Origin of the sequence: Sorangium sp. So ce176 (assembly GCF_051519835.1) — a bacterium.
Taxonomy (GTDB): Bacteria; Myxococcota_A; Polyangia; order Polyangiales; family Polyangiaceae; genus Sorangium; species Sorangium cellulosum_G.
Genome location: NZ_CP150371.1, coordinates 9,499,896 through 9,525,361 on the forward strand (window position 1 = coordinate 9,499,896; position 25,466 = coordinate 9,525,361).

At 74.2% G+C, this 25,466-nt stretch carries 21 protein-coding genes; 8 read left to right on the forward strand and 13 right to left on the reverse strand.

Annotation, left to right across the window (positions count from 1 at the left end):
* Window positions 1–41 precede the first annotated feature (41 nt).
* Window positions 42–1,055, reverse strand: a complete 1,014-nt coding sequence (locus WMF42_RS35905) for a hypothetical protein (protein WP_437687561.1) — start codon at window positions 1,053–1,055, stop codon at window positions 42–44.
* A 388-nt stretch (window positions 1,056–1,443) separates the two neighbouring features.
* On the reverse strand, window positions 1,444–1,893 hold the full coding sequence (locus WMF42_RS35910) for a hypothetical protein (protein ID WP_437687563.1): 450 nt from the start codon (window positions 1,891–1,893) through the stop codon (window positions 1,444–1,446).
* A 14-nt stretch (window positions 1,894–1,907) separates the two neighbouring features.
* Here WMF42_RS35910 and WMF42_RS35915 point away from each other — a divergent pair, with 14 nt between their 5' ends.
* The gene (locus WMF42_RS35915) at window positions 1,908–2,972 is read left to right on the forward strand and encodes an endonuclease/exonuclease/phosphatase family protein (protein WP_061612259.1); all 1,065 of its coding nucleotides are present in this window, start codon (window positions 1,908–1,910) and stop codon (window positions 2,970–2,972) included.
* 79 nt (window positions 2,973–3,051) lie between these two features.
* Here WMF42_RS35915 and WMF42_RS35920 read toward each other — a convergent pair whose 3' ends face one another.
* Both WMF42_RS35920 and WMF42_RS35925 read right to left on the reverse strand, forming a co-directional pair.
* The gene (locus tag WMF42_RS35920; protein ID WP_061612258.1) at window positions 3,052–3,765 is read right to left on the reverse strand and encodes a hypothetical protein; all 714 of its coding nucleotides are present in this window, start codon (window positions 3,763–3,765) and stop codon (window positions 3,052–3,054) included.
* Window positions 3,766–3,955: 190 nt separating this feature from the next.
* Window positions 3,956–4,960 (reverse strand): polysaccharide deacetylase family protein, encoded by a 1,005-nt coding sequence (locus WMF42_RS35925; RefSeq protein WP_233562494.1) that lies wholly within the window; start codon window positions 4,958–4,960, stop codon window positions 3,956–3,958.
* A 970-nt stretch (window positions 4,961–5,930) separates the two neighbouring features.
* Between WMF42_RS35925 and WMF42_RS35930 the strand changes: the two genes are divergently transcribed.
* On the forward strand, window positions 5,931–6,083 hold the full coding sequence (locus WMF42_RS35930) for a hypothetical protein (protein ID WP_155798976.1): 153 nt from the start codon (window positions 5,931–5,933) through the stop codon (window positions 6,081–6,083).
* Here WMF42_RS35930 and WMF42_RS35935 read toward each other — a convergent pair.
* Window positions 6,049–6,786 carry a ComF family protein gene (locus WMF42_RS35935; protein WP_061612256.1) on the reverse strand — a complete coding sequence of 246 codons (738 nt, stop codon included), beginning with the start codon at window positions 6,784–6,786 and terminating at the stop codon, window positions 6,049–6,051. The genes WMF42_RS35930 and WMF42_RS35935 overlap by 35 nt on opposite strands.
* Before the next feature lie 152 nt (window positions 6,787–6,938).
* Between WMF42_RS35935 and WMF42_RS35940 the strand changes: the two genes are divergently transcribed.
* The 3 genes from WMF42_RS35940 (at window position 6,939) to WMF42_RS35950 (ending at window position 12,389) form a co-directional block, all read left to right on the forward strand.
* On the forward strand, window positions 6,939–9,884 hold the full coding sequence (locus tag WMF42_RS35940; protein WP_437687566.1) for a GYF domain-containing protein: 2,946 nt from the start codon (window positions 6,939–6,941) through the stop codon (window positions 9,882–9,884).
* Window positions 9,881–10,729: a hypothetical protein gene (locus WMF42_RS35945; RefSeq protein ID WP_437687568.1), complete on the forward strand. Its 849-nt coding sequence runs from the start codon at window positions 9,881–9,883 to the stop codon at window positions 10,727–10,729. The genes WMF42_RS35940 and WMF42_RS35945 overlap by 4 nt, the downstream gene beginning before the upstream one ends.
* A gap of 196 nt (window positions 10,730–10,925) precedes the next feature.
* Window positions 10,926–12,389, forward strand: coding sequence for an alginate export family protein (locus WMF42_RS35950; RefSeq protein ID WP_437687569.1), 1,464 nt, complete (start codon window positions 10,926–10,928; stop codon window positions 12,387–12,389).
* Window positions 12,390–12,550: 161 nt separating this feature from the next.
* Here the strand turns inward: WMF42_RS35950 and ftsH are convergent, their stop codons facing one another.
* The 7 genes from ftsH to mnmA form a co-directional block, all read right to left on the reverse strand.
* Complete coding sequence (gene ftsH, locus WMF42_RS35955) at window positions 12,551–14,497, reverse strand: ATP-dependent zinc metalloprotease FtsH (RefSeq protein ID WP_061612252.1); 1,947 nt, start codon at window positions 14,495–14,497, stop codon at window positions 12,551–12,553.
* A 165-nt stretch (window positions 14,498–14,662) separates the two neighbouring features.
* Window positions 14,663–15,661, reverse strand: a complete 999-nt coding sequence (gene tilS, locus WMF42_RS35960) for a tRNA lysidine(34) synthetase TilS (RefSeq protein ID WP_437687572.1) — start codon at window positions 15,659–15,661, stop codon at window positions 14,663–14,665.
* Window positions 15,658–15,915, reverse strand: a complete 258-nt coding sequence (locus WMF42_RS35965) for a hypothetical protein (RefSeq protein WP_061610654.1) — start codon at window positions 15,913–15,915, stop codon at window positions 15,658–15,660. Before WMF42_RS35965 ends, tilS begins: the two co-directional genes overlap by 4 nt.
* A gap of 78 nt (window positions 15,916–15,993) precedes the next feature.
* Window positions 15,994–17,382, reverse strand: a complete 1,389-nt coding sequence (locus tag WMF42_RS35970) for a class I SAM-dependent RNA methyltransferase (protein WP_437687574.1) — start codon at window positions 17,380–17,382, stop codon at window positions 15,994–15,996.
* On the reverse strand, window positions 17,379–19,607 hold the full coding sequence (locus WMF42_RS35975; protein WP_437687576.1) for a protein kinase domain-containing protein: 2,229 nt from the start codon (window positions 19,605–19,607) through the stop codon (window positions 17,379–17,381). Before WMF42_RS35975 ends, WMF42_RS35970 begins: the two co-directional genes overlap by 4 nt.
* Before the next feature lie 190 nt (window positions 19,608–19,797).
* On the reverse strand, window positions 19,798–20,451 hold the full coding sequence (locus tag WMF42_RS35980) for a hypothetical protein (protein ID WP_437687578.1): 654 nt from the start codon (window positions 20,449–20,451) through the stop codon (window positions 19,798–19,800).
* Window positions 20,448–21,575, reverse strand: coding sequence for a tRNA 2-thiouridine(34) synthase MnmA (gene mnmA, locus WMF42_RS35985; protein WP_437694387.1), 1,128 nt, complete (start codon window positions 21,573–21,575; stop codon window positions 20,448–20,450). The genes WMF42_RS35980 and mnmA overlap by 4 nt, the downstream gene beginning before the upstream one ends.
* A 186-nt stretch (window positions 21,576–21,761) precedes the next feature.
* Here mnmA and WMF42_RS35990 point away from each other — a divergent pair, with 186 nt between their 5' ends.
* The gene (locus WMF42_RS35990; protein WP_437687580.1) at window positions 21,762–23,096 is read left to right on the forward strand and encodes a response regulator; all 1,335 of its coding nucleotides are present in this window, start codon (window positions 21,762–21,764) and stop codon (window positions 23,094–23,096) included.
* Window positions 23,097–23,217: 121 nt separating this feature from the next.
* Here the strand turns inward: WMF42_RS35990 and WMF42_RS35995 are convergent, their stop codons facing one another.
* Window positions 23,218–23,814 carry a CPBP family intramembrane glutamic endopeptidase gene (locus WMF42_RS35995; RefSeq protein WP_061610647.1) on the reverse strand — a complete coding sequence of 199 codons (597 nt, stop codon included), beginning with the start codon at window positions 23,812–23,814 and terminating at the stop codon, window positions 23,218–23,220.
* A 93-nt stretch (window positions 23,815–23,907) separates the two neighbouring features.
* Here WMF42_RS35995 and purQ point away from each other — a divergent pair, with 93 nt between their 5' ends.
* Together purQ and WMF42_RS36005 are read left to right on the forward strand one after the other, a co-directional pair.
* A complete protein-coding gene (gene purQ, locus WMF42_RS36000; RefSeq protein ID WP_061610646.1) occupies window positions 23,908–24,630 on the forward strand; it encodes a phosphoribosylformylglycinamidine synthase subunit PurQ in 723 nt (240 codons plus the stop codon).
* A gap of 5 nt (window positions 24,631–24,635) precedes the next feature.
* On the forward strand, window positions 24,636–25,427 hold the full coding sequence (locus tag WMF42_RS36005; RefSeq protein ID WP_233562065.1) for a zinc ribbon domain-containing protein: 792 nt from the start codon (window positions 24,636–24,638) through the stop codon (window positions 25,425–25,427).
* Window positions 25,428–25,466 lie beyond the last annotated feature (39 nt).

Below are 25,466 nucleotides of genomic sequence, written 5' to 3' on the forward strand. Positions count from 1 at the left end.
ATGGGCGCGGCGCGGCGGGGGCGCGGCGCGCCCTTCGCCGGTCACGGCGCCGCGCACCGCCTCCCGCACACGCCGGCCGCGCCGCCGGAGGCCACCGCGCGCCCCTCGGGGCGGACGCACGCGGCGCGGCACTCGCCGTCGCGCGCGCAGGCCTCGCCCTCGGCCTTCGGGGCCGCGCAGCGCCCGTCCACGCAGCGCGCGCCGGGCGCGCAGAGCCCGCCGAGGCAGGCGGCGCCGGCCGGAGGGGGCGGCGCATCGCTGCACCGCCCGTCGACGCAGCGGCGGCCGCGCCCGCAGGCGGCGTGGGCGTCGCAGCGGCCGCCGAGCGGGACGTCGTCCGCGCACGCGCGCCCGGCGCAGTGGCCGCGGCACTCGGGGTGCGCGTCGGCGTGGCGCGTCTGGCGGGTGACCGCCGCCAGCGCGTCGACGGAGTGGCCGCAGGGGCCCGCGGCGCGCGGCGCGCGGCAGAGGCCCGCGTCGGTGGGGCCGGCGCCGTCGCAGCGCAGCCCGTCGACGCACTCGAGCGACGACCGGCACCGCGCCCCCTCGCCGAGCGCGCCCCGCACGATCCCCTCGCACGCGGGCGGAACCGGGGCGGCGAGCGGAGCGACCCAGTCGCACCCCTCGAGCGATCGCTCCATGGCCTCGACGCAGCGGCCGACGTCGTCGGGCGAGAGCGTCACCGCCTTCGCGCGCGCCGCGGAGCTCAGCGCGCGCGCGCACTCCGCCGCGGCATGGAAGCCCGCGCGACCGCCGCAGCACGCCGCCTTGCGCCGCGCGGGCAGGGCGTGCAGCGCCTCGCACAGCCGCGCCGCGAGCGGCTCCGGGGCGCCGTCGGCCTTCGGGTAGGCGGGGGCGATCGCGTCGCCGGCCGGGCCGTCGCCGCCGGGCGACGAGGAGGACGCCGCGATCGCGCCGGCGTCCGCGTCGGACGTCGCGGTCGCGCCGGCGTCCGGCGAGCTTCGCTGCGCGGGCGCGCACGCCGCGCCGAGGTGCAGCGTCAGCGCCGCGGCGCAGAGCCGCCGCAGGCGGTCGCCATCCGTCGAGACAGGCAATGCGATCCCCTCCGCGCTGCGCGCTGCTGTTCTTCGAGCGATGCGCTGCAGCGGCGAGCTTGCCGGCGCAGACCGACGCGGCAAGCTCTTTCGCGATCGGATCGCGCACGCGACGCCTCGGCGAGGAGCGCGGCGCGCCCCGGGCGGAGATCCAGCGCGCCACGAGGTCATCGCTCCGATGCTGCGACGAGCGGGTCGCCTCTTCGCCTGCGCTGTCCTGAGCGGAGGCCCCGGCTGCACGGAGCGCCCGCGCGCCGAGCCCGGCCAGGCGGCCGAGCAGCTCCTGACGCGGCGCAAGCGCCCTCTCGGCTCGGCTCGCTGACCCGCGTCGCGGGGAGCGGCGCGCGACACGGCCCATTGCTGAGCTCGCGAGTCGGCTCGATACGGGCTAGGTGTCGTATTTCACCGTCGATGGGACCACCAGAGGTGGAGGGACGATCGCCGGTTGCGAGGGCGCGGGAGGGGGCTCGTCGGTGAGGTCCGCGCCCGGCTGGCTCCTGGGCACTTGGAGCTCCCGGAGGCGGGCGGGAGCGGGCTCGACCGCTGTGGGGGCCTCTTCCACGGCCTCTGCGGTCGCGACGGGCGGGACGCTCACCGCGGGCGGGGGTGGGACGAACATCCGTGGTACGCGGATGGAGCGGGCGATCGAGGCGACCTCCGGGAAGCTCGTGGCCATCCGCTCGACAAACGCTGCACGGGCCGCATCATCCGGGGCGCTCGCCGAGGCCTTCGCGACGCGCAGCGCCGACCAGAGCTCGTAGTACCAGGCGGAGAGGGAGGCATGCGCTTCCAGCAGGTCACGAATGGTATCCTCGGAAACGATGATGTTCTTGCCCATGGGCGAGAGGATACATGACCGAGCGGCGCCTCCCACCTGGTTCGAGCGGCCCAACACCCGGGGATTCGACGTCCGGACGCGCCTCCACGAGCGCGGCGCCGGGCGCTCTCCAGAGCGCGGAGCCGCCGGACGGCGGCGCCACGCCGCTCCGGATCATCACCTATAACGTCCGCTACTTCGGACACGGCACGCGGGGCATCGCGTCGACCAGCGCCGCGATCACGCGGATCGCGGAGACGCTGGCGCGGCTGTCGCCGCTGCCCGATCTCGTGTGCCTCCAGGAGGTGGAGACGCAGTCGCTGCGCTCCTCGACGATGAACCGGCGGTGGCACCCCGAGGAGACGCAGCTCGATCGCCTGATGACCGAGCTGCACGCGGCGCTGGTGCAGCGAGAGCGGCGCGAGCGCTACGTCGCCTACTACTTCCCCGCGCACACGTACCGGCTCACATCGCGGACGAACATCTACACGACCGGGCTCGCTGTGATCGCGCGCGACACGTTCCGCATCGGGCACCACAACGCGGAGCACCCGCACGACATCACCCACCGGCGGAGGGTCAAGAGCCTGAAGCAGACGCGCATCTGCGCGCACGTGTCGTTCGAGCACGAGAGCGGGCAGAGCTTCGATGTGTTCAACACGCACCTCAGCCTGCCGAGCGTGTTCTCGCGCGAGTTCTGGACCGGCGAGGCGCGGATGGGGTTCGGGCCGAACCAGATCGAGGAGGCCAGGGTGCTCGCCGACTTCGTCCGCCGCGAGCGGCGGAGCGACAACTTCGTCGTGGTCGGCGATTTCAACTCGCTGCCGGGCTCTCCGGTCGACCGCTTCCTGCGCGAGGAGATCGGCTTCGTGGACGCGTTCGCCAGGGTGCGCTGCCTCTCCGAGAGCGAGGCGCGCGCGTTCCCGACGGCCGGCTTCATGAACCTCCGCATGCACCTCGACCACGTGTACTCGTCCGAGCGGCTCCGGTGGCTCGACTTCACGGGCACGCACCCGTTCGGGCACAAGGGCGATTTCGCCGGGCTGTCCGATCACGTCCCCTTGATCGCGCGCTGCCGCCTGCCAGGCAGCTCGGGCTGAGCGCCGCGATCGGGTCGGCCGCCGCGCTCGGCTGGGCGCCGCGCGCGGGTCGATCGCCGCGCCGCGCGGCGCGGGTCGCTCACCCCGGCAGCCAGAGCAGGTCGTCCATGATGGGCTCGAGGCACGCGGAGATCTGAGGCCCGAGGTCGCCGCCGCACGCGAGCTTGCCGAAGCAGGCGCGGACCTCTTGCCGGCCACGGCTGTTCATCGCGCCGATCGCCCGCTCGAGCTGCGGGCCGAGCCCGTCCTCGAGGCTCTGCCGGCACGTGGCGTAGTCGAGGTCTCCGCAGCCCGCGAGGCGGCCGCAGAGGACGGCCATGTAGGGGGCGAGATCGGAGCGGGGGAGCGAGGTGGCCGTCATCGCCTCGGCGCCGCAGCGGCTCACCTCCTCCGCGTAGGCCGGGGTGAAGGGATCGCCCTCGAACCGCCGCAGCGCTGCCAGCGAGCACTCCGAGGTGGCGCGGAGCATCCTCGGCGAGGCCATCGTCGTCCGCTGGGTGCACTCCTCGAACTTCGGCCAGCCGTTCGCCTGCTCGGAGGCCCGCTCGTAGAGCTCCTCGAGGTACACGCACCACGCGCGCTGCGCCTCGCGCTGCGCGCGTTGCTCGACGGCCGCCGTCCGCGCCCCCTGCCCGTCGCGCGCCGCCGGGGCGGGCCGCGCGGTCGCCTTCGCGGAAGCCGCAGGCGGCGGCGAGCCGCCGCATCCTGAGGCGAGGGCTGCGGCGATCAGCGAGGCCACGCCGAGCCTGAAGGCGGCGGCGCGGAAGCTGGGACCACGGATCGTGCGTTTCACGAGAGCCTCCCTTCGTCGAACAGGCTGCGAAGCAGGTGTTCCGGGCCCGTCGAGGCCATGCGCGTGCAGAGCCGGCCCAGCGACGGTGCACGTGCACAGCCCAGGCCACGCGCGCGTCGGGTGGGGCAGCCTCGAGCGAGCGACGGCGCTCGGCGAGCGCGGCGCCCGGCGCTGCGCTGTCGCTGCTCGGTCATGGGGCGGCCCGGGAGCCGGGCCGCTGGCCGATGAGCAGCTTCAGCTTGAAGAGCGCGCCGATCTGCCCGCGATCCATGGCGACGCGCGGGAAATTCAGGGGGTCGAAGGACGAGAGCACGCAAAGGCCGGAGTTGTTGGTGAAGCCGAGCTCGAAGCCCGCCTCCCTCACGGCGCGGTGGAACGCGCCGCACAGGCTGTATCCGACGGGGTACGCGACCGCGTGCACCGCCTCGCTCAGGACCTCGGAGAGCACGCGACGGGAGCGCGAGAGATCGCGCGTGGCCTCCTCGGGCGACAGCGTCTGGAGGACACGGTGCCTGTGCGAGTGCGACTGCACGTCCATGCCGGCCCGCCGCAGCGCCGCGATCTGCTTCCAGTCCATGATCGTCCTGGCCGCGAGCGCGCGCTCCTCGCAGAGGTCGATCGACACCCCGGTGGCGCGCTCGAGCTCATCCCACAGGCGCTCGATGTCGAGGCCGGAGGTGCGCTTGATGGCCCGGCAGACCCGCGTCGCCGCGGCGATGGGGTCGCGCAGGGGCTCGAGCATGAGCGTCGCGGGGTAAGCGATGTCGACGCGCGGGCGCCGGCACCGGTGCATGAGGAGGGCGACGCGATCCCACCAGTAGAGGCGGCCGCTGTCGGGGTAGTCGGTGGCGATGAAGAAGGTGGCCGTGACGCCTGCGCGTTTCAGGAGGGGCAGCGCGACGTCGTGGTTGTCCCGGTAGCCGTCGTCGAACGCGACCATGACGGGGTTCGGCGGGGGCTTGCGGCCCTTGGCGAGGAGACGCACGTCCCGGAGCGAAACCACGGTGCAGTGCGTCTTGATGACCGCGAGTTGCTCCTCGAACTCGCGGGCGCTCACCTCGGCGACCCCGGGATCGAGCTCGGCGACGTCCGAGGGCTCCGCGATGCGGTGGTAGGTGAACACGGAGAGCACGGGCAGCCGGAGCTTTGCGCGAAGCCATAGGAACCGGTCCAGCAGCCCGAGGGTGTCGAGCACGGCTGCGGCCAACACGCGACGGCCGAGCGGCGATCTCTTGCGAATCCACGTCAGTGGATGTGCGTCGACGTACACGAATGTATTCCAGCACACAGATGGCGTTTGCGCTTGCTTCGGCGTGGATCCGACGGGAACGCTCCGATGGCCCGCCGAGCGGGAGAGCTCGCTTCGGTGAGGGACGATGCCGCTAGACTGACGGCCGATGTTCTCGACGGACGCGGACGCGCCTCCGGACGCGCCTCAACCTGGGTTCGCGGCGCCGCCGCCCCAACCTGGGTCGGTGCCGCCCGAGCCCCAACCTGGGTCGGTGCCGCCCGAGCCCCAACCTGGGTCGGTGCCGCCCGAGCCCCAACCTGGGTCGGTGCCGCCCGAGCCCCAACCTGGGTCGGTGCCGCCCGAGCCCCAACCTGGGTCGGTGCCGCCCGAGCCCCAACCTGGGTCGGTGCCGCCCGAGCCCCAACCTGGGTCGGCGGACGCGCCTCAACCTGGGTCGGCGGACGCGCCTCAACCTGGGTCGGCGCAGGGCTCTCCGTCGAAACCACTCTCGCCGCTGAGCACCATCGGGATTGCGCTCACGACGGCCACCGTCGTGTTTGCGCTGGGGATCCGCACGGTCGAGACAGCCCTGCCCGGACTGGCGTCACCGGGCCGACAGGCTCCGCCGGAGGCTTCAGCGACCGGTGGACCTACGAGCACCGCCGCGGCGATGTCGAGGCAAGAGGCCGTTCCTGTACAGACAGCAACCCCGCTCCCAGCACGTGCAGTCCAGGACGGAACTAAGCCGGCGCAAACCGCCCCCCAGCTGCCAGGCCCTGAGGCTTCTCCCCCTCCCGCTCAGCCCCCCGCCGAGGCTCCCCCTCCACCGCAACCCGCCGCCCAAGCTGCGGCCCCCGCTCCCCCGCCCCCGCGGAGTGGACACGGCCTTCTCAAGCTCAACTTCTCTCGGAATGCGACCGTCTACGTCATGGGCGTGGCGGTAGGCCCCAGCAACCAGCCCATCGAGGTGCGCTGCGGACGTTTTTTCGTGCGCGTCGGCGAGCCGACGCCCAACGGCACGCGGTGGCTCGCCGAAGGCAGGAGCGTGCGCGTCAAGTGCGGCGCGCTGACGGAGGAGAGCTTCTGAGCTCGTCCGCACCGCTCTCGGCCGCAGCCAGCACGAGGTAGGTCACCGAAGCAGCTCCCGCGCCGAGAAGCGCATCACGGCACGCAGCGAGCGTGGCGCCCGTCGTGGCCACGTCGTCGATGAGCGCGATGCTCTGCCGCTGGACGCGCTCCGGCGCGCGGACACGGAACGCCCCCGCCACGTTCTCCAGGCGACGGTCGCGCGGGAGCTGCGCCTGCTGCGCCGTGGATCGGACACGACAGAGCGCCCGCGGAGCAAACGAAGCCTCGAGTCCGTCAGCGACATGCGCGGCCAGCAATGCAGCCTGATTGTAGCCGCGCTCGGCCAGGCGGCGCGGATGAAGAGGGACCGGAACCACGAGGTCCGCGCGCAGCCCTGCATCGCGCGCCGCGCAGAGCAGCAGCCGGCCGAACGGACGCGCGAGATCCGGGCGATCCCCGTACTTGAAACGTCGGATTCCGTCCGCCAGCGCCCCGGCGAACGGGGCGAACGCGAGGAGAGGGCCGTCGGCGGCGCCGGAGCCCGCCGTCCCCTGCGGCGGGCGCTCCGCGTAAGGGACGGCGGTACGCGCGCAGTCGGAGCAAAACACCGCGGCGTCCGCGACAGGGGTGTCGCAGCCGGCGCAGGACGACGGGCTGAGCGCGCGCGCAGCGACAGCGGCCAAGGCGCGGACGGCGGCGACGACGGCGCGGGCGGGGCTCATGGGCTACGAGCGCGATCTTCGTCGGACGCGGGGGCACAGTTGCGTGAGCGGACGAAAGAATGTCTCTTTGCAAACGACGCGCGGTACGATCGCCGCGTCGTGGACCACGTCTTGGAATTCCGGCGCTCCCGCCGTTGGAGGAGGGGCCCCCGTTGAGCGCGTGGAGGTGGACGGATGAGCGCGGCGTCCAGCGGCTCGTGAGCACCGCTGAGCTGCGCAGCGCCCTGGCTGCCGGGGTCATCCCGGGTTCCACGCTGGTGTGGCGCCAAGGCATGGAAGCGTGGGCGCCTGCGTCCAGGCAGCCGGAGCTCGCCGACGCCGCGCAGCTCCGGCGCAAACCCGAGGCGGGCACCGCTGCCCCCGAGAAGCCGGCCGCCCTGAAGGAGACCGCTCGCGAGAGCAGCGTGGAGCTGGATCTCGAGCTCGTCGAGGACCTGGATCCGGCGCCCGCCCGCGGCGCTCAGCGCGTCGGCCCAGCCCCCGCGGACAGGCCCGCCAACGAGCGGAAGCCGCCGACGCAGGCGCCCAGGGCGACGTCGCGACCTCACCCGCCGCCCCCACCGCCGCGCAAGCGCGAGTCCATGAGGACGCTCACGGGGGTCGATGCGCCGGCAGACGCGCCGGCCAGCGGACCGAGCGCGCCGATCGTCGTGCCGTCGGCCGGCGGGACGTTCGACGCGGGGGTCGCCCGGGCGATCACGCAGCTCCCCCGCTACGACAGCACCTCCGCGGGCGACCAGGGAGCCCCCGTGATTCCCCGCGCGCCGAGGCTCCCCTCGGAATCAGAAGAACGCGAGGAGACATCGGCCGTCGATCGTCCGGCCGCGGACGCCGGCGTCGCCGGGGGCGGCGCCACCGCGACGGCAGAAGAGGGGCATGCGCCGATGCGGGCACCTGGCGCAGCCGCGCCCAGCAGGCCGGGCGCGCCGCCGAAGGCCGCGGGCAGCCCGGCGTCGCGCTCCGCGGCGAGACCCCCCCAGCCGCCGCCCCTCCCCCCCGGGCGCGATGCGGCGCCCGCCGGCGTTGCACCGAGCAACCTCGGGCGCGATGGCGCAGCGGGCGGCGCGGAGCAGGGCGCCGGCAAGCCCCTCCCGACGCCGCCGTCCAGCTCCAGCGGGGCCACGAGACGACCCGCGCTCGCGGGGGGGCGCTCGGTGCCGCCGCCTCCAGTGCCGGTCCGGTTCCCCGCGATGGCAGCGAAGAAGGCGGCCCGCGCGCGCGCGCCCGAAACGTCGGCGCAGACAGCGGCCGGCGCAAAGGCCCTCGCCCGCCTCGGGACGCTGCCCGCGCCGCCGCCGCGCCCCCCTGCAGAGGCTCCCCGCGCGACGCCGCAGCCCGTCCCAGCGCCTCCCCTGGCCGCCTCGGCGCCCCCCTCCGATGCAGCACACGCCTCGAGCGCCGCCGCCACGGCGGTCGCGTCCCCTGGACCTCGACCCGCGAGCCCCGTGCCGCCCGCCGACGGTCCCCTGCCCCGCAGCGCCGAAGGCACGACGGCGAACGACGGTCGGGATCCGTCGGCGAGCCGTGCGCTCGGCGCGAGCCCGGCGTCGACCACGGTGCAGCACAGCGAGACCAAGGAGCGCCCCGCGGCGCCCGCGCCCGACGAGACGAAGCGCTCGCCGCTGCCCAGCGCCCCCGTGACCGCCGCGGAGAGCGCCCAGGGGCGCCGCGAGTACGCGACGATCCCGTCGGCCGGCACCGGCGCAGGCGCGCCGCAGCCGCGATCGTGGCCGGGCTTGCTGCCCGGGCTCCAGGGCCCGCAGCGCAGCTCGGCAGGCGCCGACGCGCCCCCGACGCCCGGCCAGCGAGACGATCGCAGCTCCGGCGCGGGATCGAGCCACGGCGCGCCAGCGCTCGACCCCCGCGCGCTCGCGGCGCGGCGCGCTCAGCCCGCGCGCGCCGGCGGTCTGAGCTCGCCCGCGCAGGGCAAAGGCAAGCCGTCTTCCGCGGCGGTGCCCGTGCCGGTCTCCTCGCTCATCGGCCTCGGCGGGGCCGCGGTGCTCATGAGCATCGTCGCCTTCTTCGCGGGCCGCCACTCCGTCGCCTCCCCCCGGACCGCGCCGGTCGGCACCGCGCGCGCCGCGCTCGGCGCCGCGCAGGACGCCGCGCGCGCCGCGATCCCCGCCCCGCCGAAGCCCTGCTGGGTGGCGCGCCAGCCGCAGCAATGGGCGCCGCTCGTGGCGAAGAGCATCCCCTTCGAGGTCACGGCGACGAAGGGCGGCAAGCTCGTGGTGGGCTACGCCAAGAGCTCCATGGAGGCCGTCGGCCTCGAGATCGATCCCGCGACCGGGGAGCGGAACGAGCGCTTCTCGAACCGAGAGGCCGCCGACATCGTGAGCATCTCGCCCGTCGAGGACAGCTTCACCGTGCTCACGGCAGCGCAGCAGGCCATCCGCTCTCCGGTCAATGTCCCGGGGCCACGTCCGTTCGTCGTCGGCCTGGCGGACGGCGCCGTCGTGGCGGCCGACAACCCGGGCGCCGCGCCCCTCACGCTGTGGCCGGTGCAGGGCGACGAGCCGCTCGAGGCGCCGCGCGCGATCGCGGCCGGGTCGCGCGGTCACGCGGTCGCGTTCCGCCGCGAGAAGGCCGTGTGGGCGGGCTGGCTCGACGCCGAGCGCAAGCCCCTCGGTGAGCTCACCCGGGTGGCGGGCTCCGGAGGCTCGGTCGGCAAGCCGTCGCTCGGCTGGAACGAGCGCGATCTCGCCGTCGTGTTCGCGGACCGACCGGCCGATGGGCGCTGGGAGATCCGCGCCGGTCAGGCCCCCGCGGGCACCCTCCCCACGTCGACCCAGGTGATCCCGCTGCCTTCCGGGGGCCCCGGGGGCGACGCGTTCGCGCCGGACATCGCGGGGCTCAGCGACGGGCGCTGGCTCCTCGTGTGGACCGAAGGCCCGCCGGGGAGCCGCGCCATGCGCGCGCAGACGCTCTCCTCCAGCCTCGCCCCGATCGGGGATCCGATCGCGCTCTCGCCCCCGGCAGGGAACTTCGGGCAGGGCGTGCTCGGCGTCGCGCCGCGATCGGGCTACGTGGGCGTGGTGTTCCTCTCGAAGCCCGCCGCGAGCTACGAGCTCTGGGGGGTCATCCTTCAATGTGGATGACGAGGACCCCGGATCGTGCGGGCCGGCTCCGCGCGGCCGCGCTCGCGCTGCTGCTCGTCGCGGCGCACGCGCCCCTGCTCGCCGCGTGCGCCGCGCAACCCTCGCAGATCGAGCAGGGGCGAGCCCTCCGCACGGGCAAGCAGCCCTACGACGAGCTCTTCGAGGCCACGCGGGAGGTCCGCGAGGAATCGATGAAGGCCGAGGAGCTCGCGCGCGCGGCGCACGCCGACCTCGCGCGCGCGGTGGGGCTCGATCCGAGGTCGACCGACGACGCGGTGCTCGAAGCGGCGCGCGCGCGCACCGCCGAGCTCCGCGCGTCGGGCGTGCTGTTCCGGGTCGAGCTCGTGCCAGAAGCGCGGCTCGTGAGCGCCCGCGGCGGACGCTCGCTCGACGCGGACGACAGGAAGCTCGTCGAGGCCATCGAGGCGTCCTTGAAGAGCTCCGTCGCGACGTCGAGGCAGCTCGGCGAGCTGTCGAGGCGCGCCGCGGAGCTCGAGAAGAGGCGGGCATCGCTCGCGACCGGGTCGGCCGAGGCCCTCGCGGGCGACCCGCGGCGCCGCGAGGTGAAGCGCGAGCTCGAGGCGGCCGAGCGCGTGCTCGCCGAGGCGAGCGCCGTCGCAGAGCGGCACGCCGGCAGGGCGTCGAAGCTCGCGCTCGACCTGGTGCTCGCGATCGACGCGGGCGCTGCGCCCGCGCGGCGCGGCGCGACCCGCCGACAGCCGCCGAGGCAGCCCGCCGGCAGCGCGAAGGCGCCGCCGCGACGCGGGAGCAGCGCAGGGGACACACCCAAGCCGCCGAAGCCGCCGCCCCCGCCGGCGCACGGCGGGGACGATTTCGATCCCTGACGCCGGCGCGGCGCAAGGGGTCGCCCTGTCAGGATCAGGCGCCGTCGGACAGGACCAGCGCCGCTTCCCCACTTGTCCGACGAGCGCCCGGACGCCTATCCTCCGCCAGCGCTCCCAGGAGCGCGGCCCGCCTGAACACCGCGCGCCAGACCGCACACCTGCCGTTCGACGACCCGCGCTCCGGCCCTCCCTGCTGATGATCCGATCCCTGCCGTTCGCCTCCATCGCTCTGGGATCGGCGCTCCTCGCGCTCGCGCCCCGGAGCGCGGCGGCGCAGGCGTCGCCGCAGTCGGAGGGCGTGCCCCTCGGCGCGTTCACGCTCCGCCCGTCGGTGGAGCTCCGGATGCGCAGCGAGTTCCGCCGCTACCCGGTGGACACGGGCGGCGACATCTACAGCTCGAACGCGGTGCTCGCCGAGGGCTTCGGGGGCGCGATGCCGCCGCTCCTCGACACCGGCAACGTCGTCAAGACCCAGTGGTTCGTCGCCCAGCGCGCGCGCCTCGGGCTGGCCGTCGATCACGGGCCCATCACGGGCGTCCTCACGCTGCAGGACGCGCGGCTCTGGGGGAGCGACGACGCGATCTTCGTCGGGGCGGGCGAGCCGGCCCTCCCGGAGACGGCGCCCTACGAGGCGTACATCGATCTGCACACGCGCTCCGGCCGCCGCGCCTTCGTGCGGCTGGGCCGGCAGCGGATCGCGTGGGGCGATGGTCGGCTGATCGGGGCGAACGACGAGACGCTCGCCGCGCGCTCGCTCGACGGGGTGCGCGCGGGGGTGCAGCTCGGCAACGTCGACCTCGAGGCGATCGCCGTGCTCCTGGCCGCGCCGGGCGGCGCCTCGCCCGAGGTGGCCGGGACGCGCAAGCCCATCTCCGCCGGGACGGGGACCCAGCTCTACGGCCTGAACGCGATCTGGCACGTCGCTCCGCTGCTCCACCTCGAGGCCACGGCCCTCGCGCGCATCGCGCGGGAGCCGCGCCCGAGCTGGCTCACGCCCGGAGATACCGTCGTCCTCGACGCGCGCGTCTCCGGCGACCACCGGGGCTTTCGCTATGCGGTCGAAGGGGCCTACGAGCTCGGCCGCATCTCCACGTTCTCGGCCGACCGCCCGCTCGGCGGGTTCGCGGCCGCTGCGCGCGCCGAGCTCGAGACGGCCCTCCCCGCCCATCTCACCTTCAGCGCCCGCGGCGCCTACGCCACGGGCGACGATGGCGCGCTCGAGGTGGGCGAGACGCAGCGCCGCTTCGATCCGATCCTGCCCGACGCGCAGGACAACCACGGCCCCATGGGGCTCTACGCGTGGTCGAACGTGATCGAGGCGGGCGGAGGCGTCCGCGCCTCCCCGTTCGAACCGATGACCATCGCCGCCGGGTATGCGTTCGTCGGCCTCGCCTCCCCCAGGGGCAGGTGGGTGACCTCGCGCCTCCTCCCCGTCGGCGCCGCCGAGGACAACGAGAGCCAGACGCTGGGCCACGAGATCGACGTCTCGCTCTCGCTCCAGCCGTGGGAGCCGGTGCGCTTCGCGCTCGGCTACGGCCTGTTCCTCTTCGGCGACGGCGCCCAGGCGATCTTCAGGAACGCGAACCGCGCCCACGAGGACGGCCGCCCGGCCGATCTGCAGCACTGGGCGTTCCTGCAGGCGACGTTGCGCGCCCCCTGAGACGAACCGGGGGCGCGCCGGCCGCGCGTGTGTCGCTGCCGCGTGTGTCGCTGCGCTGATGGGATGGGGGTTCGAGGCGTGTCGTGCGCCGCGCCGTGCGCGCGGCGCCGGCGGCGCGGGGGCTGCCCGAGGGTCGGGCGCTGCCCCCGCGCTTCGTGCGCTCAGGTGCTCGGGGCGGGCTTCGGGGTGCCGAAGATGCTGGCCGCGCGGCGCTTCTCCTTGGCGGCCCGATCGCGATCGCTGTAGCTCGGGATCACGACGCGCTGGCGCTGCGGCAGCTCGCGGCCGGAGACGATGGCGTCGACCTCCTCGGCGTCCAGCGTCTCGCGCTCCAGGAGCGCCGTGGCGAGCCGCTCGAGGATCTCGCGGTTGTCCGTGAGGAGCTGCCGCGCCTCGGCGTGGGCGTCGAGGATGAACCGCCGCACCTCGTCGTCGATCTGGTTGGCGATCGTCTCCGAGTAGTCGCGGCGCCGGCTCGTGAAGTCGCGCCCGAGGAAGACGCTCTCCTCGTCCGCGCCGTACGAGATCGGCCCGATGACGTCGCTCATGCCGAACTCGGTCACCATGCGCCGCGCCAGGTTCGACGCCTGCTTGATGTCGTTGCCCGCGCCCGTCGTGAACTGGCCGAACACGATCTCCTCCGCCACGCGGCCGCCCATCAGGACCGACAGGCGCGCCTTGGCGAAGTCGCGCGACATGCTGAGCCGGTCCTCCTTCGGGAGCTGCTGCGTGAGGCCCAGCGCCGGCCCGCGCGGGATGATCGTCACCTTGTGGACCGGATCCGAGAACTTCTCGAGCAGCTTCGCGACCAGCGCGTGCCCGGCCTCGTGGTAGGCCGTGGTCCGCTTCTCCTCGTCGCTGATGACCATGCTGCGGCGCTCGGCGCCCATCAGCACCTTGTCCTTGGCCATCTCGAAGTCGACCATCGTGACGACGTCCTTGTCCTGACGCGCCGCGAGCAAGGCCGCCTCGTTGACCAGGTTCTCGATGTCGGCGCCCACGAAGCCGGGCGTGCCGCGCGCCAGGATCTCCATGTCGACGTCGGTGCCGAGCGGGACCTTCTTCGTGTGCACACGGAGGATGCCCTCGCGGCCGCGCACGTCGGGGCGGTTCACGACGATGCGGCGGTCGAAGCGGCCAGGCCGCAGGATCGCGGGGTCGAGGACGTCGGGGCGGTTCGTCGCGGCGACGATGATCACGCCCTCGTTCGACTCGAAGCCGTCCATCTCGACGAGGAGCTGGTTCAGCGTCTGCTCGCGCTCGTCGTGACCACCGCCGAGGCCCGCGCCGCGGTGGCGGCCGACCGCGTCGATCTCATCGATGAAGATGATGCACGGCGCGTGCTTCTTGCCCTGCTCGAACAGGTCGCGCACCCGGCTCGCGCCGACGCCGACGAACATCTCGACGAAATCCGAGCCGGAGATCGAGAAGAACGGCACGCCCGCCTCGCCGGCGATCGCGCGCGCGAGGAGCGTCTTGCCCGTCCCGGGGGGGCCCATCATGAGCACGCCCTTCGGGATCCGGCCGCCGAGCTTCTGGAACTTCTTCGGGTCCTTGAGGAACGCGATGATCTCCTCGAGCTCGTCCTTCGCCTCGTCGATGCCCGCGACGTCGGCGAACGTCACCTTGTTCTGCGCCTCGCTGAGCAGCCGGGCGCGCGACTTGCCGAAGCTCATCGCCTTGCCGCCGCCGGCCTGGAGCTGGCGCATGAACAGGTAGAACATCACGAGCAGGAAGATCGTCGGCAGGAGGTACATGATCGCCCCCGGCCAGAAGGGCGACGCCTCCTCCTTCTCGAAGTACACGGCGACCTTGTTGTCGACGATCGTCTTCGTGATCTCGTCGGCGTTGTCAGGCCCGATCGTGACCTTCTTGGTCTTGGCTCCGCTCTTCGGGTCCTTGACCCAGAAGGTGTACTCGCGGTCCTTGATCGTGACCGACTCGACGTGCGGATCCTTGTCCTTGGCCTCGACCTGGACCAGGCCCATGAACTCGCTGAACGCGACAGGCGTGGCGGGCGGGCGATCCGGGCTCAAGAACTGCCAGATCGCCAAGAACATCATGATCAGCAGAACCCAGAGCAGCAGCGTCTTGTGCGATTGCTTCACGAGGACCCTCTAGACTCGCGCGGCGAGCCGGCGTGTACCGAAATTGTACGCGTGTTCCAGTCAGCATGCCACCCGTCAGCTCGGTCGTCGACCGCGGGTACTCCCCGCGGTGACACAGCGAAAAAAGGGGATCTCGACAGGGGCCGCGGGTGGGGGTGCATGCGGTCAGGCCCCGCGACGTGTGGACCTGTCCTCGATAAGCACGCTGGACTCCTCTGGAAAGCCCAGGGAGATCTCCCCGCCGCCGCGGACGCGGACGCGCAACGGACGCCCGAGCTTGCGAGCCCGCTCGATCGCGAAGCGCTGCGCCCGACCGAGCGGGATCGACAGCGGCTCGCCGCCGTCGAGGACGGCCGGATCGTCGTCCGACGGGCGCTCTCGGCCGGCGACGAGCATGTCCGAGAGCGCGCAGAGGTGCTCGACGATCGCCGGCGATAGGTCCTCGAGCAGCGGGAGCAGCTCGCGGCGGACGCGAACGCGGGTGAAGCGTGGGTCGGTGTTGCTGGGGTCCTCCGCGAACGCCAGCCGGTGTCGGTCGAGGTGGGCCAGGACGTCGACGCGGCGGGCCAGGAGCAGCGGGCGGATGAGCTCGATCTGCGCTGCCAGGCCCGGCGCGTCGACGCTGCGCGCCGCGGCGGCCGCGCGCGGGAGCGGCGCGCGCGGCGGCAGGACGGCCAGGCCCCGCGGCCCGGCGCCCCGCAGCAAGCGCAGGAGCAGCGTCTCGGCCCTGTCGTCCGCTGTGTGGCCGGTGGCGATCGCGCGGGCGCCGTGGGCCGCCGAGGCCGCCGCCAGCGCGGCGAACCGGGCGGCGCGCGCCCTCGCCTGGAGGTTCGCGCCGGGCGCGACGTCCACGCGGGTTGTCGAGAACGGGACGCCGAGCCGCTCGGCCAGGTCGCGCGCCAGCGAGAGCTCGGCCGCTGCCGCGGCGCGGAGCCCGTGATCGACGCCGTGCGCGACGACCTCGTGGCCGATCCGGCGCCGGAGCATCGCGAGGACGTGCAGCAGCGCGCTCGAGTCGGGGCCTCCAGAGCAGGCGCACAGGACCACGTCGCCGCGAGAGAGCAGCCGCTCGTCACGGATCAGCCGCTCGGCCAGGCGGATCAGCGACGGGGGGTGCGACCGGCCCCGCCGGGGCGGCGGGAGGGGCCCGGGGGGAGGGCTCATCGGAGCTCGAACGCCTTGCAAAAGATGACCTCGTCGCGATCGTCGAGGGACCGGCTCACGTGCGGCGCGACCGGGTAGCCGAGTGAGCAGCGCGGCGCGCGGCCGGGAGGCGCGGCGCCGCGGCTGTCGCGCCCGTCGCGATCGCAGCCCTCGTCGGAGTCTGCCGGATCGAACGACGCGCAGTCGGGGCAGGCGAACAGGAGACGATAACGCCGCGCCTCTTCGCGGAGACGATCGTCGAGGAGGTGAATCATCCCCGGCAGCGTAGCGCAAGCCGCCGGGCGGAGATCCCGCGCGGCCACGCGCGGTCCTCCGGCCGCGCCCGGGGCCGCTCAGCGCGCCGACCGCCGGGCGCGCGAGAGGCGGACGATCGACTCGATATGGCTCGTCTGAGGGAAGAGCTCGACCGCCTCGATGTCCGTGATCTCGAAGCCGCCGCGGAGGATGACGCCGAGGTCGCGCGCCAGCGTGGCCGGGTCGCACGAGACGTAGACGACCACGCGCGCGCCCGAGGCCGCGATCGCGCGCGCCGCGCCGGGCGCCCCGCCGCGGGGAGGGTCCAGCACGACGACGTCGGCGCGCGCCGGGAGCGGGTGCTGATCGGCGTCCGCCTCGATGACCTTGCCGGCGAGGCCGCGCGCGGCGAGGTTCTGGCGCAGGCAGGCGACCGCCTCGGGCGAGAGCTCGACGGCCGTGAACGACGCGAGCCCCGGGGCGGCCGCCTCGGCGGGGCTGGCGGCCGCGGCAGGGCGCGGCGCGCCGCGCGCGAGGAGCACCGAGAGCGTCCCGCTCCCGGCGAACAGCTCGACGAGGTGCGGCGGCCGGGTGGAGTCGAGGTGCGCGAGCTCGGCAGCGCGGCGGGCGAGGACGGCGGCGCCCTCCTCGGACGGCTGACCGAAGCCGCCCGGCGGAAGCAGCAGGGGCACGCCGTCCGCGCCCAGGATCGTCGTCCGCGGATCCCCGAACGACGCGGCCTCGCGGGCGCCGTCGAGCGTGACCCGGGCGCCGGCCCACTCGCCGCGCGCCGTGCGCTCGTCGAGCAGCTTCCATGCGGCCGGCGGGAGCTGGCCGCGCCACTGGATCTCGACGACCGGGCGGCCCGAGGCGCCGTGCGAGATCAGGACATCGCCCTCGCCCACGGCTCCGCGGAGCACGCCGGGCAGCTCGCCGGAGAGCGGCGCGATCGCGTCGCCCAGCACGAGGCAGCGATCGACAGCCACGACGGCGTGCGTCCTCGGCGCGCGGTAGCCCACGCGTACCTCGGCGCGCTCGGCGCGCGCGAACAGCCGCGCCCGCGACCGGTAGCCGAGCGGCAGGGGCGCCGGATGGACGCGGATCGGCGGCAGATCGGCCTCGGCGAGCGAGGTCGCCCGCGCGATCGCCTGCCGGAGGATCTGCTCGTGCGCGGCCTGCTGGGCCTCGAGGCGGACGTGCATCCAGTCGCAGCCGCCGCAGGTGTCCGCGAAGCGACAGGGCGGAGCCACGCGGTCGGCGCTCGGCTCGACGACCCGGAGGAGCCTGCCCCTCGCCGGGCGCGCGCTCCGGTCGAGCTCGACCTCGACGAGGTCTCCCGGCGCCGTCGCGGGCACGAAGACGACCTCGCCCGCGATCCTGCCGACCCCCGCGCCGCCCGCGGCGAGCGCATCGATACGTAGCTGAGCTCGCTCGCCTGTCCGGGGCCGCGACCCGGCGCCGCTCGAGCGGCGGTGAACAGCCTTCATCCCCTCATCGTAACGCGCGCAGGCTCGTCTGGCCGGGGCGGCCCCGCGGTCCACGGGCGCGCGCCGGAATGCAGCTCGCCCGTTGTCGCCGCGCCGGTCGCCGGGGCCGGCGCGGGGAGCACGTCGCCCCCGTGCGCCGGGAAGGGCTGCACGGTCCTCGTCTTCATGTAGATCAGCGCGCCGATGCCGATGACGCACAGCGCGGTGAGGGCGATGACGGCGAGCAGCACGAGCGTGTTCCTGCCGTTCCCCTTGGACACCGCGTCCTGCGTGGCGGCCCAGATGGCCGCCGGGTCGGGGCGCGGCAGCGAGAGCGCTGTCTCGATCTGCGACTGAGGCGGCTGCGCCGGCGCGGCGGGCGCGAACTGCTGAGCCTGCCCCAGGGTCGTCGAGGGCGGCGGCGGGAACGCCGGCGCCGGCGAGGCGCCAGGCAGCGGGGGCGCCGGCGCGTAGCCCTGGCCGTTCCGCGGGAGCGCGTACGACGGCGCGGCGCCATGCCCATGCGGCGAGGCGCCGTAGGCCAGCGCCCGGTTCGCGTGCGCGTGGCGCGAAGCCTCGCTCACCGCCTTGGGGACCGGAGCGACAGGGGGCGAGGCGGCCTGCGGCGGCAACGCGAGCGTGGAAGCGAGCGGGCTTTCCATCCCCCTGTCGAGGAGCCCCCGCGGGGGGGGCGGCGCGTGCCCGCCCGCGTCGAGATCGAGCGGAGGAGGGAACGGGGTCGGCGGCTGCGGCAGCGAGGGCGGGCTGTGACCGCCCTGCGCGCGCGCTGGGACCTGCTGATAAGGCGGCGGAGCGTCGCGCCTCCCCGCCGGGGCGGGCTGGACGGCGAGCGGAGGGGGCGTCACGGCCGCCGCCGGCCCGGTCGTCCTGCCGGCCGCCGGACGCACCGTCGGGCGTTCGTGCAGGGGAGGCCGCACCGGCTCGGCGTGCTCGCGCGTCGCGACCGTCGTCGGGACGTCCTCGTCGTCGTCCATCAGCGACGTGGCCACCATCTGCTTGTCGGCGGCGTCCCTCGGCAGGGCGCGCCCGACCGGCGCGATCCCGCTCGCCGGCGCGGCGTGGTGCCGCAGGAGCTGCGGCGGCGTGAGCCGCTGCGGCTCTGTGTCCCGGCCGCGGCTGCGGAGCCCGACGCTGTCCGTGGCCGTGGTCGACATGCGCCCGCGCACCTGCTCGACGTTGATGGTCGACGTCACCTCCGCCGCCCACGCGAGGTGGGCCTCGCGCTTCTGGATGCGGTCGGCAAACACCTGCTGCACGAACTGAGCGACCTCCTCGGAGCCGACGAATACCCCGCTCCTCATCAGGAAGCTCTGCAGCGCCCGGGAGAACTCGCGCGCTGTCTGGAAGCGATCGTGCCTGTGCTTGGCGAGCGCCTTCATGACGACGCTCTCCAGCTCGATCGGATAGTCGGGCACGATCGTGGACGGCGGCGGGACCACGCAGGCCTGCACCTTCTCGAGGGTGTCGAGATCCGTATCCATCCGGAAGAGACGCTGGTTCGTCGTGAGCTCCCAGAGGACGACCCCGAGCGCGAACACGTCGGTCGTGCGATCGACGTCGTTGCCGCGCACCTGCTCGGGAGACATGTAGGCCAACTTGCCTTTTAGCGTTCCCGCGCGGGTCGACGACAGCCGGTCGGCCACCTTGGCGATGCCGAAATCGACGACCTTCGTGTAGCCGTCGTAGGTCAGGAACAGGTTGTGCGGGGTCACGTCGCGGTGCACCAGACCCAGCAGCTGGCCGTTCTTCCCACGCAGCTCGTGGGCAGCGTGGAGGCCCTCTGCGGCATCGGAGCAGATGCGCGAGGCGAGCTCGGGCGAGATGCGCAGCCGGCGCTCCTCTGCGCGGCGCATCACCTCCCGGAGCGGCTCGCCGTGGAGGTACTCCATGGCGATCCAGTAAGTGTTGTCGTCCTTCCCGAGATCGAACACCTGCGCGACGTTGGCGTGGTTGATGCCAGCCGCGATACGCGCCTCGTCGAGGAACATGTCGACGAACTGATCGTCCTCGACCAGATGCGGGTGGATCCGCTTGATCGCGACCCACTTTTGGAAGCCGCCGGGGCCATCCATGCGAGCGAGGTGAACGCTCGCCATTCCGCCCACCCCGATCTCGTCGACCACGCGGTAACGGCCCAGGAAGTAGGTCCCCTGCTGCTTCTCGGGCTCCTTCGCGCGTGCGTCAGGCGATGAATTGGTCGACCCGGGGCTTGGAGGTCCGCCCATTCGTGATGCGGGTCGAGGCGGGGGTTGGGGCATGAGCGGTCACTACTTTACCGCGAGTTCGCGGCGCTTTGCCATGTCGTCTCGGTCGAGAGACCGGGCAGATGGTCAGCTTCAATCCACAGGGGCGCTGAAGGTTGTTGTCCTGACAGGTGGGACACCGCCGGAGACCCAGGACGGCGTCGCGGCGAGCTCAAGGGAACGGTTGACCGGGTTGACCCCGCTCGAAGTAGAAGCGGAAAGCCCCGGTCACCCGCGAGAGGAGCTCCTGTGGGATGGCGTCCGCTGGATTGCCGAGCCCGGCGTCGCGTGGGTCGCCGACCCAGACGTCGAACGTCGCGTCCGTGTACTTGTCGGCCGCGTCCGTCTCGTTCGGATCGCCGCTGAACAGCGCCTGGAACTTGATGGTCCCGTCCACGGCATAGAGCACGATATTCTGGTTGTGGCAGGATCGCTGGAGGTAAAGCGCCATGTGCACGAGCGGCGCGAGCCCCGCGGGCTTCGGCGTCGGGGGCGGCGAGCCGGGCAGCTCGACGCCGGGCGGGAGCCCGACGCTCAGATCGACGTCGAGCTTGTTCGCGCTCCCGTCCCCGCGGATGGCGTTGACGTCGTCGATGAGGACCGTGAGGCCGTCGGAGACCTCCTGCAGATCGCTGCCCCGCTGCACCCGGATCTGGAGCGTGGAGCGGTAGGGGACCGCGGCGAAGAAGTCGGGGCGCATGTCGTAGCTGTCGTCCCAGCAGCTCGCCGCGCGCAGCCGCGAGCTGTAGACCTCGCCCTCGCCCTGCCCGAGCGAGCAGCCCAGCGTGACGGCGCACGCGAGCGGAGCGAGCGCGCGAGCCCTCACGACAGCGCCTCCGGGCGAAGAGCGGCCGTGATGCGGCCGCCGCCGAGCACGCGATCGCCCCGGTAGACAACCGCCATCTGGCCGGGGGAGACGGCGCGCACGGGGCTGGCGAACCGCGCCACGAAGCGCTCCGCGTCCGTCGCAGGGTCGCGCCGCCGCTCGATGACGCCGGGCGCCGCCTCGTGCCGCGCGCGCACCCGGACCTCGGCCTCCAGCGGGAAGACCGCGTCGTCGCACCACACAGCGTCGGTGATCTCGGCGCCCGCGGCGTAGAGATCGCCCTCGTCGCCGAGGCGCACCGCGCCCGACGCCGCGTCGAGGCCCACGACGAACGCGGGGCGGCCGAGCGAGACGCCGATGCCCTTGCGCTGGCCCACCGTGAAGCCGTGCACGCCGCCGTGCGAGCCGACGACGCGGCCGTCCCGATCGACGATGGGGCCGGGCCGGAGCCGGTCCGCGGCGCGCTCGGCCACGAAGGGCGCGTAGCGGCCGGAGGGGATGAAGCAGAGCTCCTGGCTCTCCCCCTTCTCGGCGCCCGGGAGCCCGCGGGCGATCGCCTCGGCGCGCACCTCGTCCTTGGTCGAGTCGCCCAGCGGGAAGAGGAGCCGCGACAGCTCATCCGACCGGAGCATGTGGAGGAAGTAGCTCTGATCCTTGTGCCGGTCGCGGCCGCGGTAGAGGCGCGCGCTGCCCTCCTCCACGACGACCCGCGCGTAGTGGCCCGTCGCGACCCACGCGACGCCCAGCCGCTCGGCCAGCGGGAACAGCTCCCGGAGCTTGACCGAGCGGTTGCAGGCCACGCACGGGCTCGGGGTCTCGCCCGCGAGGTAGGCGTCGACGAACGGATCGACGACGTGCTCGCGGAAGAGGGCGCGGCGGTCGAACGTGTAGTGCGGGATCCCGAGGTGGTCGGCGACCCTGCGCGCGTCGTGCTGATCCTCGGGCGCGCAGCAGCGGCTCTTGACGCTGCCGTCGTCGGGGTAGTCCCAGAGGTGGAGCGTCACGCCGACGACCTCGTAGCCAGCGTCGCAGAGGCGCGCCGCGGCGACGGAGGAGTCGACTCCGCCGCTCATCGCGATGAAGACGCGAGCCCCCGGGGAGGCCCGCTCGCCGGGCCGCACCATGCCGTCGGCCTCTCGGACAGGACTTGCCATTTCCGTTCTTATAGCGTGAATCCCCCGCCGCGGTCGGGCGCCGCGGGCGAAAGCGCGGGCGGGGTCGCGCGGAGGCAAAGCAGGCTCTGACGATCAGACCGGCTCTCCGCCATTCACCCTTGGCCACCCCCGCGGCGCGCGTGTACCGTCTGCCAGATGCCGAGCGGGGTCGTGCTCGTGATCGAGGACGAAGAGTATGTCGCGGACCTGCTCGCCACCGCGATCCGCGAGGTGGGTTACGAGGTCATCTTCTGCTCCACCGCGGAGGCCGGGCTCTCGACCGCCTGCACCCTGGAGCCCGAGTGCATCGTCTGCGACGTCGGCCTGCCCGACCACGACGGCTACTGGGTCGCGCGCAACGTGCGCACCCAGCCGTCGCGGGTGTCGGTGACCCCGTTCCTGTTCCTCTCCGCGCTCGACGACCAGCAGTCCCGCCTCGAAGGCTTCCACGTGGGCGCCGACGTCTACATGACCAAGCCGTTCCGGGTCAGCGAGGTCGTCGCCCAGATCGGCGCGCTCGTGCAGATGGCGTCGCGCCTGCGCCAGCGGCGGGACAGCCTCATGTCCATCCCGGCCTCGGTCGACCAGACCGCGATCGAGGGCGACCTCAGCCAGATGTCGATCGCGACCGTCCTCACCGTCCTGGAGATGGAGCGGCGGTCGGGCGCGTTCGAGGTGACCAGCAAGAAGCGACGCGCGCTGCTCGACATCGCCGAGGGGTGCATCGTCCAGGGGACCGTGGGGGGCACGCACGTCTCGGCGCTCGCCGCGCTCCGCACCATGCTGAGCTGGAAGGTCGGGCGGTTCGCGTTCATCCCGGGCAGCCGCCCGGTGCCGTCGGATCGAAAATCGATCGCCGCCTACCTGCTCGAGGCGACCCGGCTGGAAGACGAGAGCACCCGCGTCGAGCTGGAGCTCCCGCCGTCGCGGCGCCGCACCGAGCCCCGGATCGGGACGACGGCGCTCGGCGGGCCGTCGTCCATCCTGGACGACGTGGCGCCGCCGTCATCGCGCGCGCCGCTCGAGGAGCGCCTGCGCTTCGGGCCGGGCGTCGCGCCGCGACGGGCGTCCGACGGCGCTGTGGCGATCGCTGACGTGGCGAACGGGCCGCCGTCGCTCGAGTTGAGCTTCGAGCTCGAGGTGGCGCCGCCGGTGACGCCGCCCACGCTGCGCTCGCTGGCCCGCACGGCCAAGCCGCCGTCGAGCCGGCGCGGCCCGGAGAGCGAGCCGCCCACGGTGCCGCGCGGCCAGGGCCAGACCTCCGCCTCCTCCTCACGACCTCCGTCCGGCCGGGCGACAGCACCGCCAACCTCGCCCGGGCGCGGGGGACAGCCGGAGACGGCCGAGATGGAGGCGCCCTCCCGCGGGACCCTCGCCCCCCCGGCGACCCGGCCGGCGAGCCTGGACGCCGGGCAGCGGACGAGCGCCGCCCCGCAGCCGCCACGGCCGGTGCCGCCCAGGCCGCCACGGCCGGAGACGAAGAAGCGCTGAGCGGGGGCGGGCAGCCGCGCGAGCCGCCGACAGCCGCGCGAGCCGCCGACAGCCGCGCGAGCCGCCGACAGCCGCGCGGGCCGCCGGCGGTCCGCGCGGACCGCCGGCGCCCGGGGCGCGATCAGGCTTCCACGTGCTCCGGGTCGTGGTCGCGCAGGTAGCTCAGGTTCACGGCGTTCACGAGGGCGTGCGAGAGGAGCGGTCCGACGAGCGAGCCCGTCGCGGCAAAGATGGCACCGAGGCCCGCGCCGACGGCGACGGCCCAGCCCACCCACACCCAGCGGCTCGGGCCGCGCATCTGGTGCACCAGGCCGAAGACGAGCGCGCTCAGCGAGACGCCGAGGAGCGGCGTCAGGAGCCCGCGGAAGAGCAGCTCCTCGCCGAAGCTCGAGAGGCCCGCGAGGAGCAGGATCTGGCCGAGCGAGAGCTCCCGCGCGACCGGGCGGAGATCGGCGTGCAGGCGGCGCGCCCAGACGAACCGGGCCACGGCGACGCGCGTCATCACGACGACGCCGGCCGCCAGCGTCAGGCCGAGCGCGGCGCTCACGAGCAGCGCGGCCGGCGGGCGCAGGGAGAGCCACGGGCGCGGGTGGATCCAGGGCCATCCATCCTGCAGGCCCACGGCCAGCGCGGTCGCCAGCGCCGCGAGGACGAGGTAGCCGGACGCGACCCGCAACGTCGCGTCGGTTCGGCCGGTCCGCGCCCATCGCGACGCCATGTCCCATGATGGCACGCCGCCGGAAGCCGGTGAAGCGGCGCGCAGCCTCAGGACCCCTGGCCGAGCGCCGGCAACCGGACTACGTGGACGGCCATGCACGCGACCGTGGTCATCTTCCCGGGCTCCAACGCCGATGCCGAAATGATCCATACCCTCCGCAACGTGCTGCAGGTGCGCACGTCGACCGCCTGGCACCGCGACGCCGAGCTCCCCGCTGGCACCGACCTCGTCGCGATCCCCGGCGGGTTCTCCTACGGCGACTACCTGCGCTGCGGCGCGATCGCGCGCACGAGCCAGATCGTCCCCGCCATCCGGCGGCACGTGGAGCGCGGCGGGCTGGTGCTCGGCGTCTGCAACGGGTTCCAGATCCTCACCGAGGCGGGGCTCCTGCCCGGCGCCCTCACCCGCAACGCGCACCTCCGGTTCGAGTGCCGCGACATCTTCGTGACGCCGCGCGCGGACGGGCCGTTCACGAGCGGCCTGCCCCGGGTGCTCCGCCTGCCGATCGCCCACGCCGAGGGGCGGTATCAGGCCGATCCGGAGACGCTCGAGAAGCTCGTCGAGGAGCGCGCCATCGCCCTGCAGTACTGCGACCGGGAGGGGCTGGTCGGCGGGGACGCGAACCCCAACGGTTCGGCCATGGACATCGCCGGCATCTACGGCGGGCCCCGGCGCAACGTGCTCGGGCTGATGCCGCACCCCGAGCGGATGAGCGAGGCCTTCCAGGGCTGCGCGGACGGGCGCGCCCTGTTCGACGCCGTGCTGCGCAGCGTGAGCGGCTCCCGCGCGGCGTCCGCCGCCGCGAGCGCGCCGTGAGCCAGATGTCGTCCGGCGCCGCCCGCTGCCGCGTGTGCGCCGCGGCGCTCGCGCCGGAGAGCGATCGCTGCCCGCAGTGCGGCGCGGACCAGCGCGCCGAGGCCTGCCCGCACTGCGGCGGCGTGGCCGGCGTCTCCGCGCACCCGGAGCTGCGCTTCCGGTGCGACGTCTGCGGCGGCCCGCGCGTCCCCGTCGCCGACGCGCGCGTGAAGCGGTCGGGCCGCGAGGTGCCGCTGCTCCAGAAGGCGCGGGCGGCGGCCTCCGCGCGCTCGGTCTGGCGCGCGGCCGGGATCGCGGCCAGCGCGCTCTTCGGCTTCGAGCTGTTCCTGTTCGCCGTGCTGCTGCTCATCCTCAGCGCGAGCGTGGGGCTGTTCACCGCGGGCCTGCTCACCATGGCGCCCGTCGCCCTCTTCGCGCTCTGGGCGTTCCGGCGGGCGAAGTCGCGGGGCCAGGACGTCGCGCCCGCGCTCGACGCCGCCTGGGTCTCCGTCGCGTCCGACGTCGCCCGGCAGACCGAGCGCCCGCTCACCGCCGGCGGGCTCGCCTCGACGCTCCGCATCGGCGAGTCGCAGGCCGAGGAGCTGCTCGCGCTGCTCGAGGTCAACGACGTCGTGCGCGGCGCGGTGAGCCCCGCGGGCGAGTTCGGCTACGCGCCGAAGCTGCGCGTCGGCGCGGCGCCGGCCGGCGAGACCGAGGCCGCGGCGCACGCGCTCGCCGAGGAGGAAGCCTTCGCCGCCGGGCAGGCCGCCGAGCCGCTGGCGCAACGGACCGCCCATGTCGACCCCGCGAAGCGCTGATCCCAAGCGGAAGCCGGGCCCCTCGCGGCAGGGTCCACC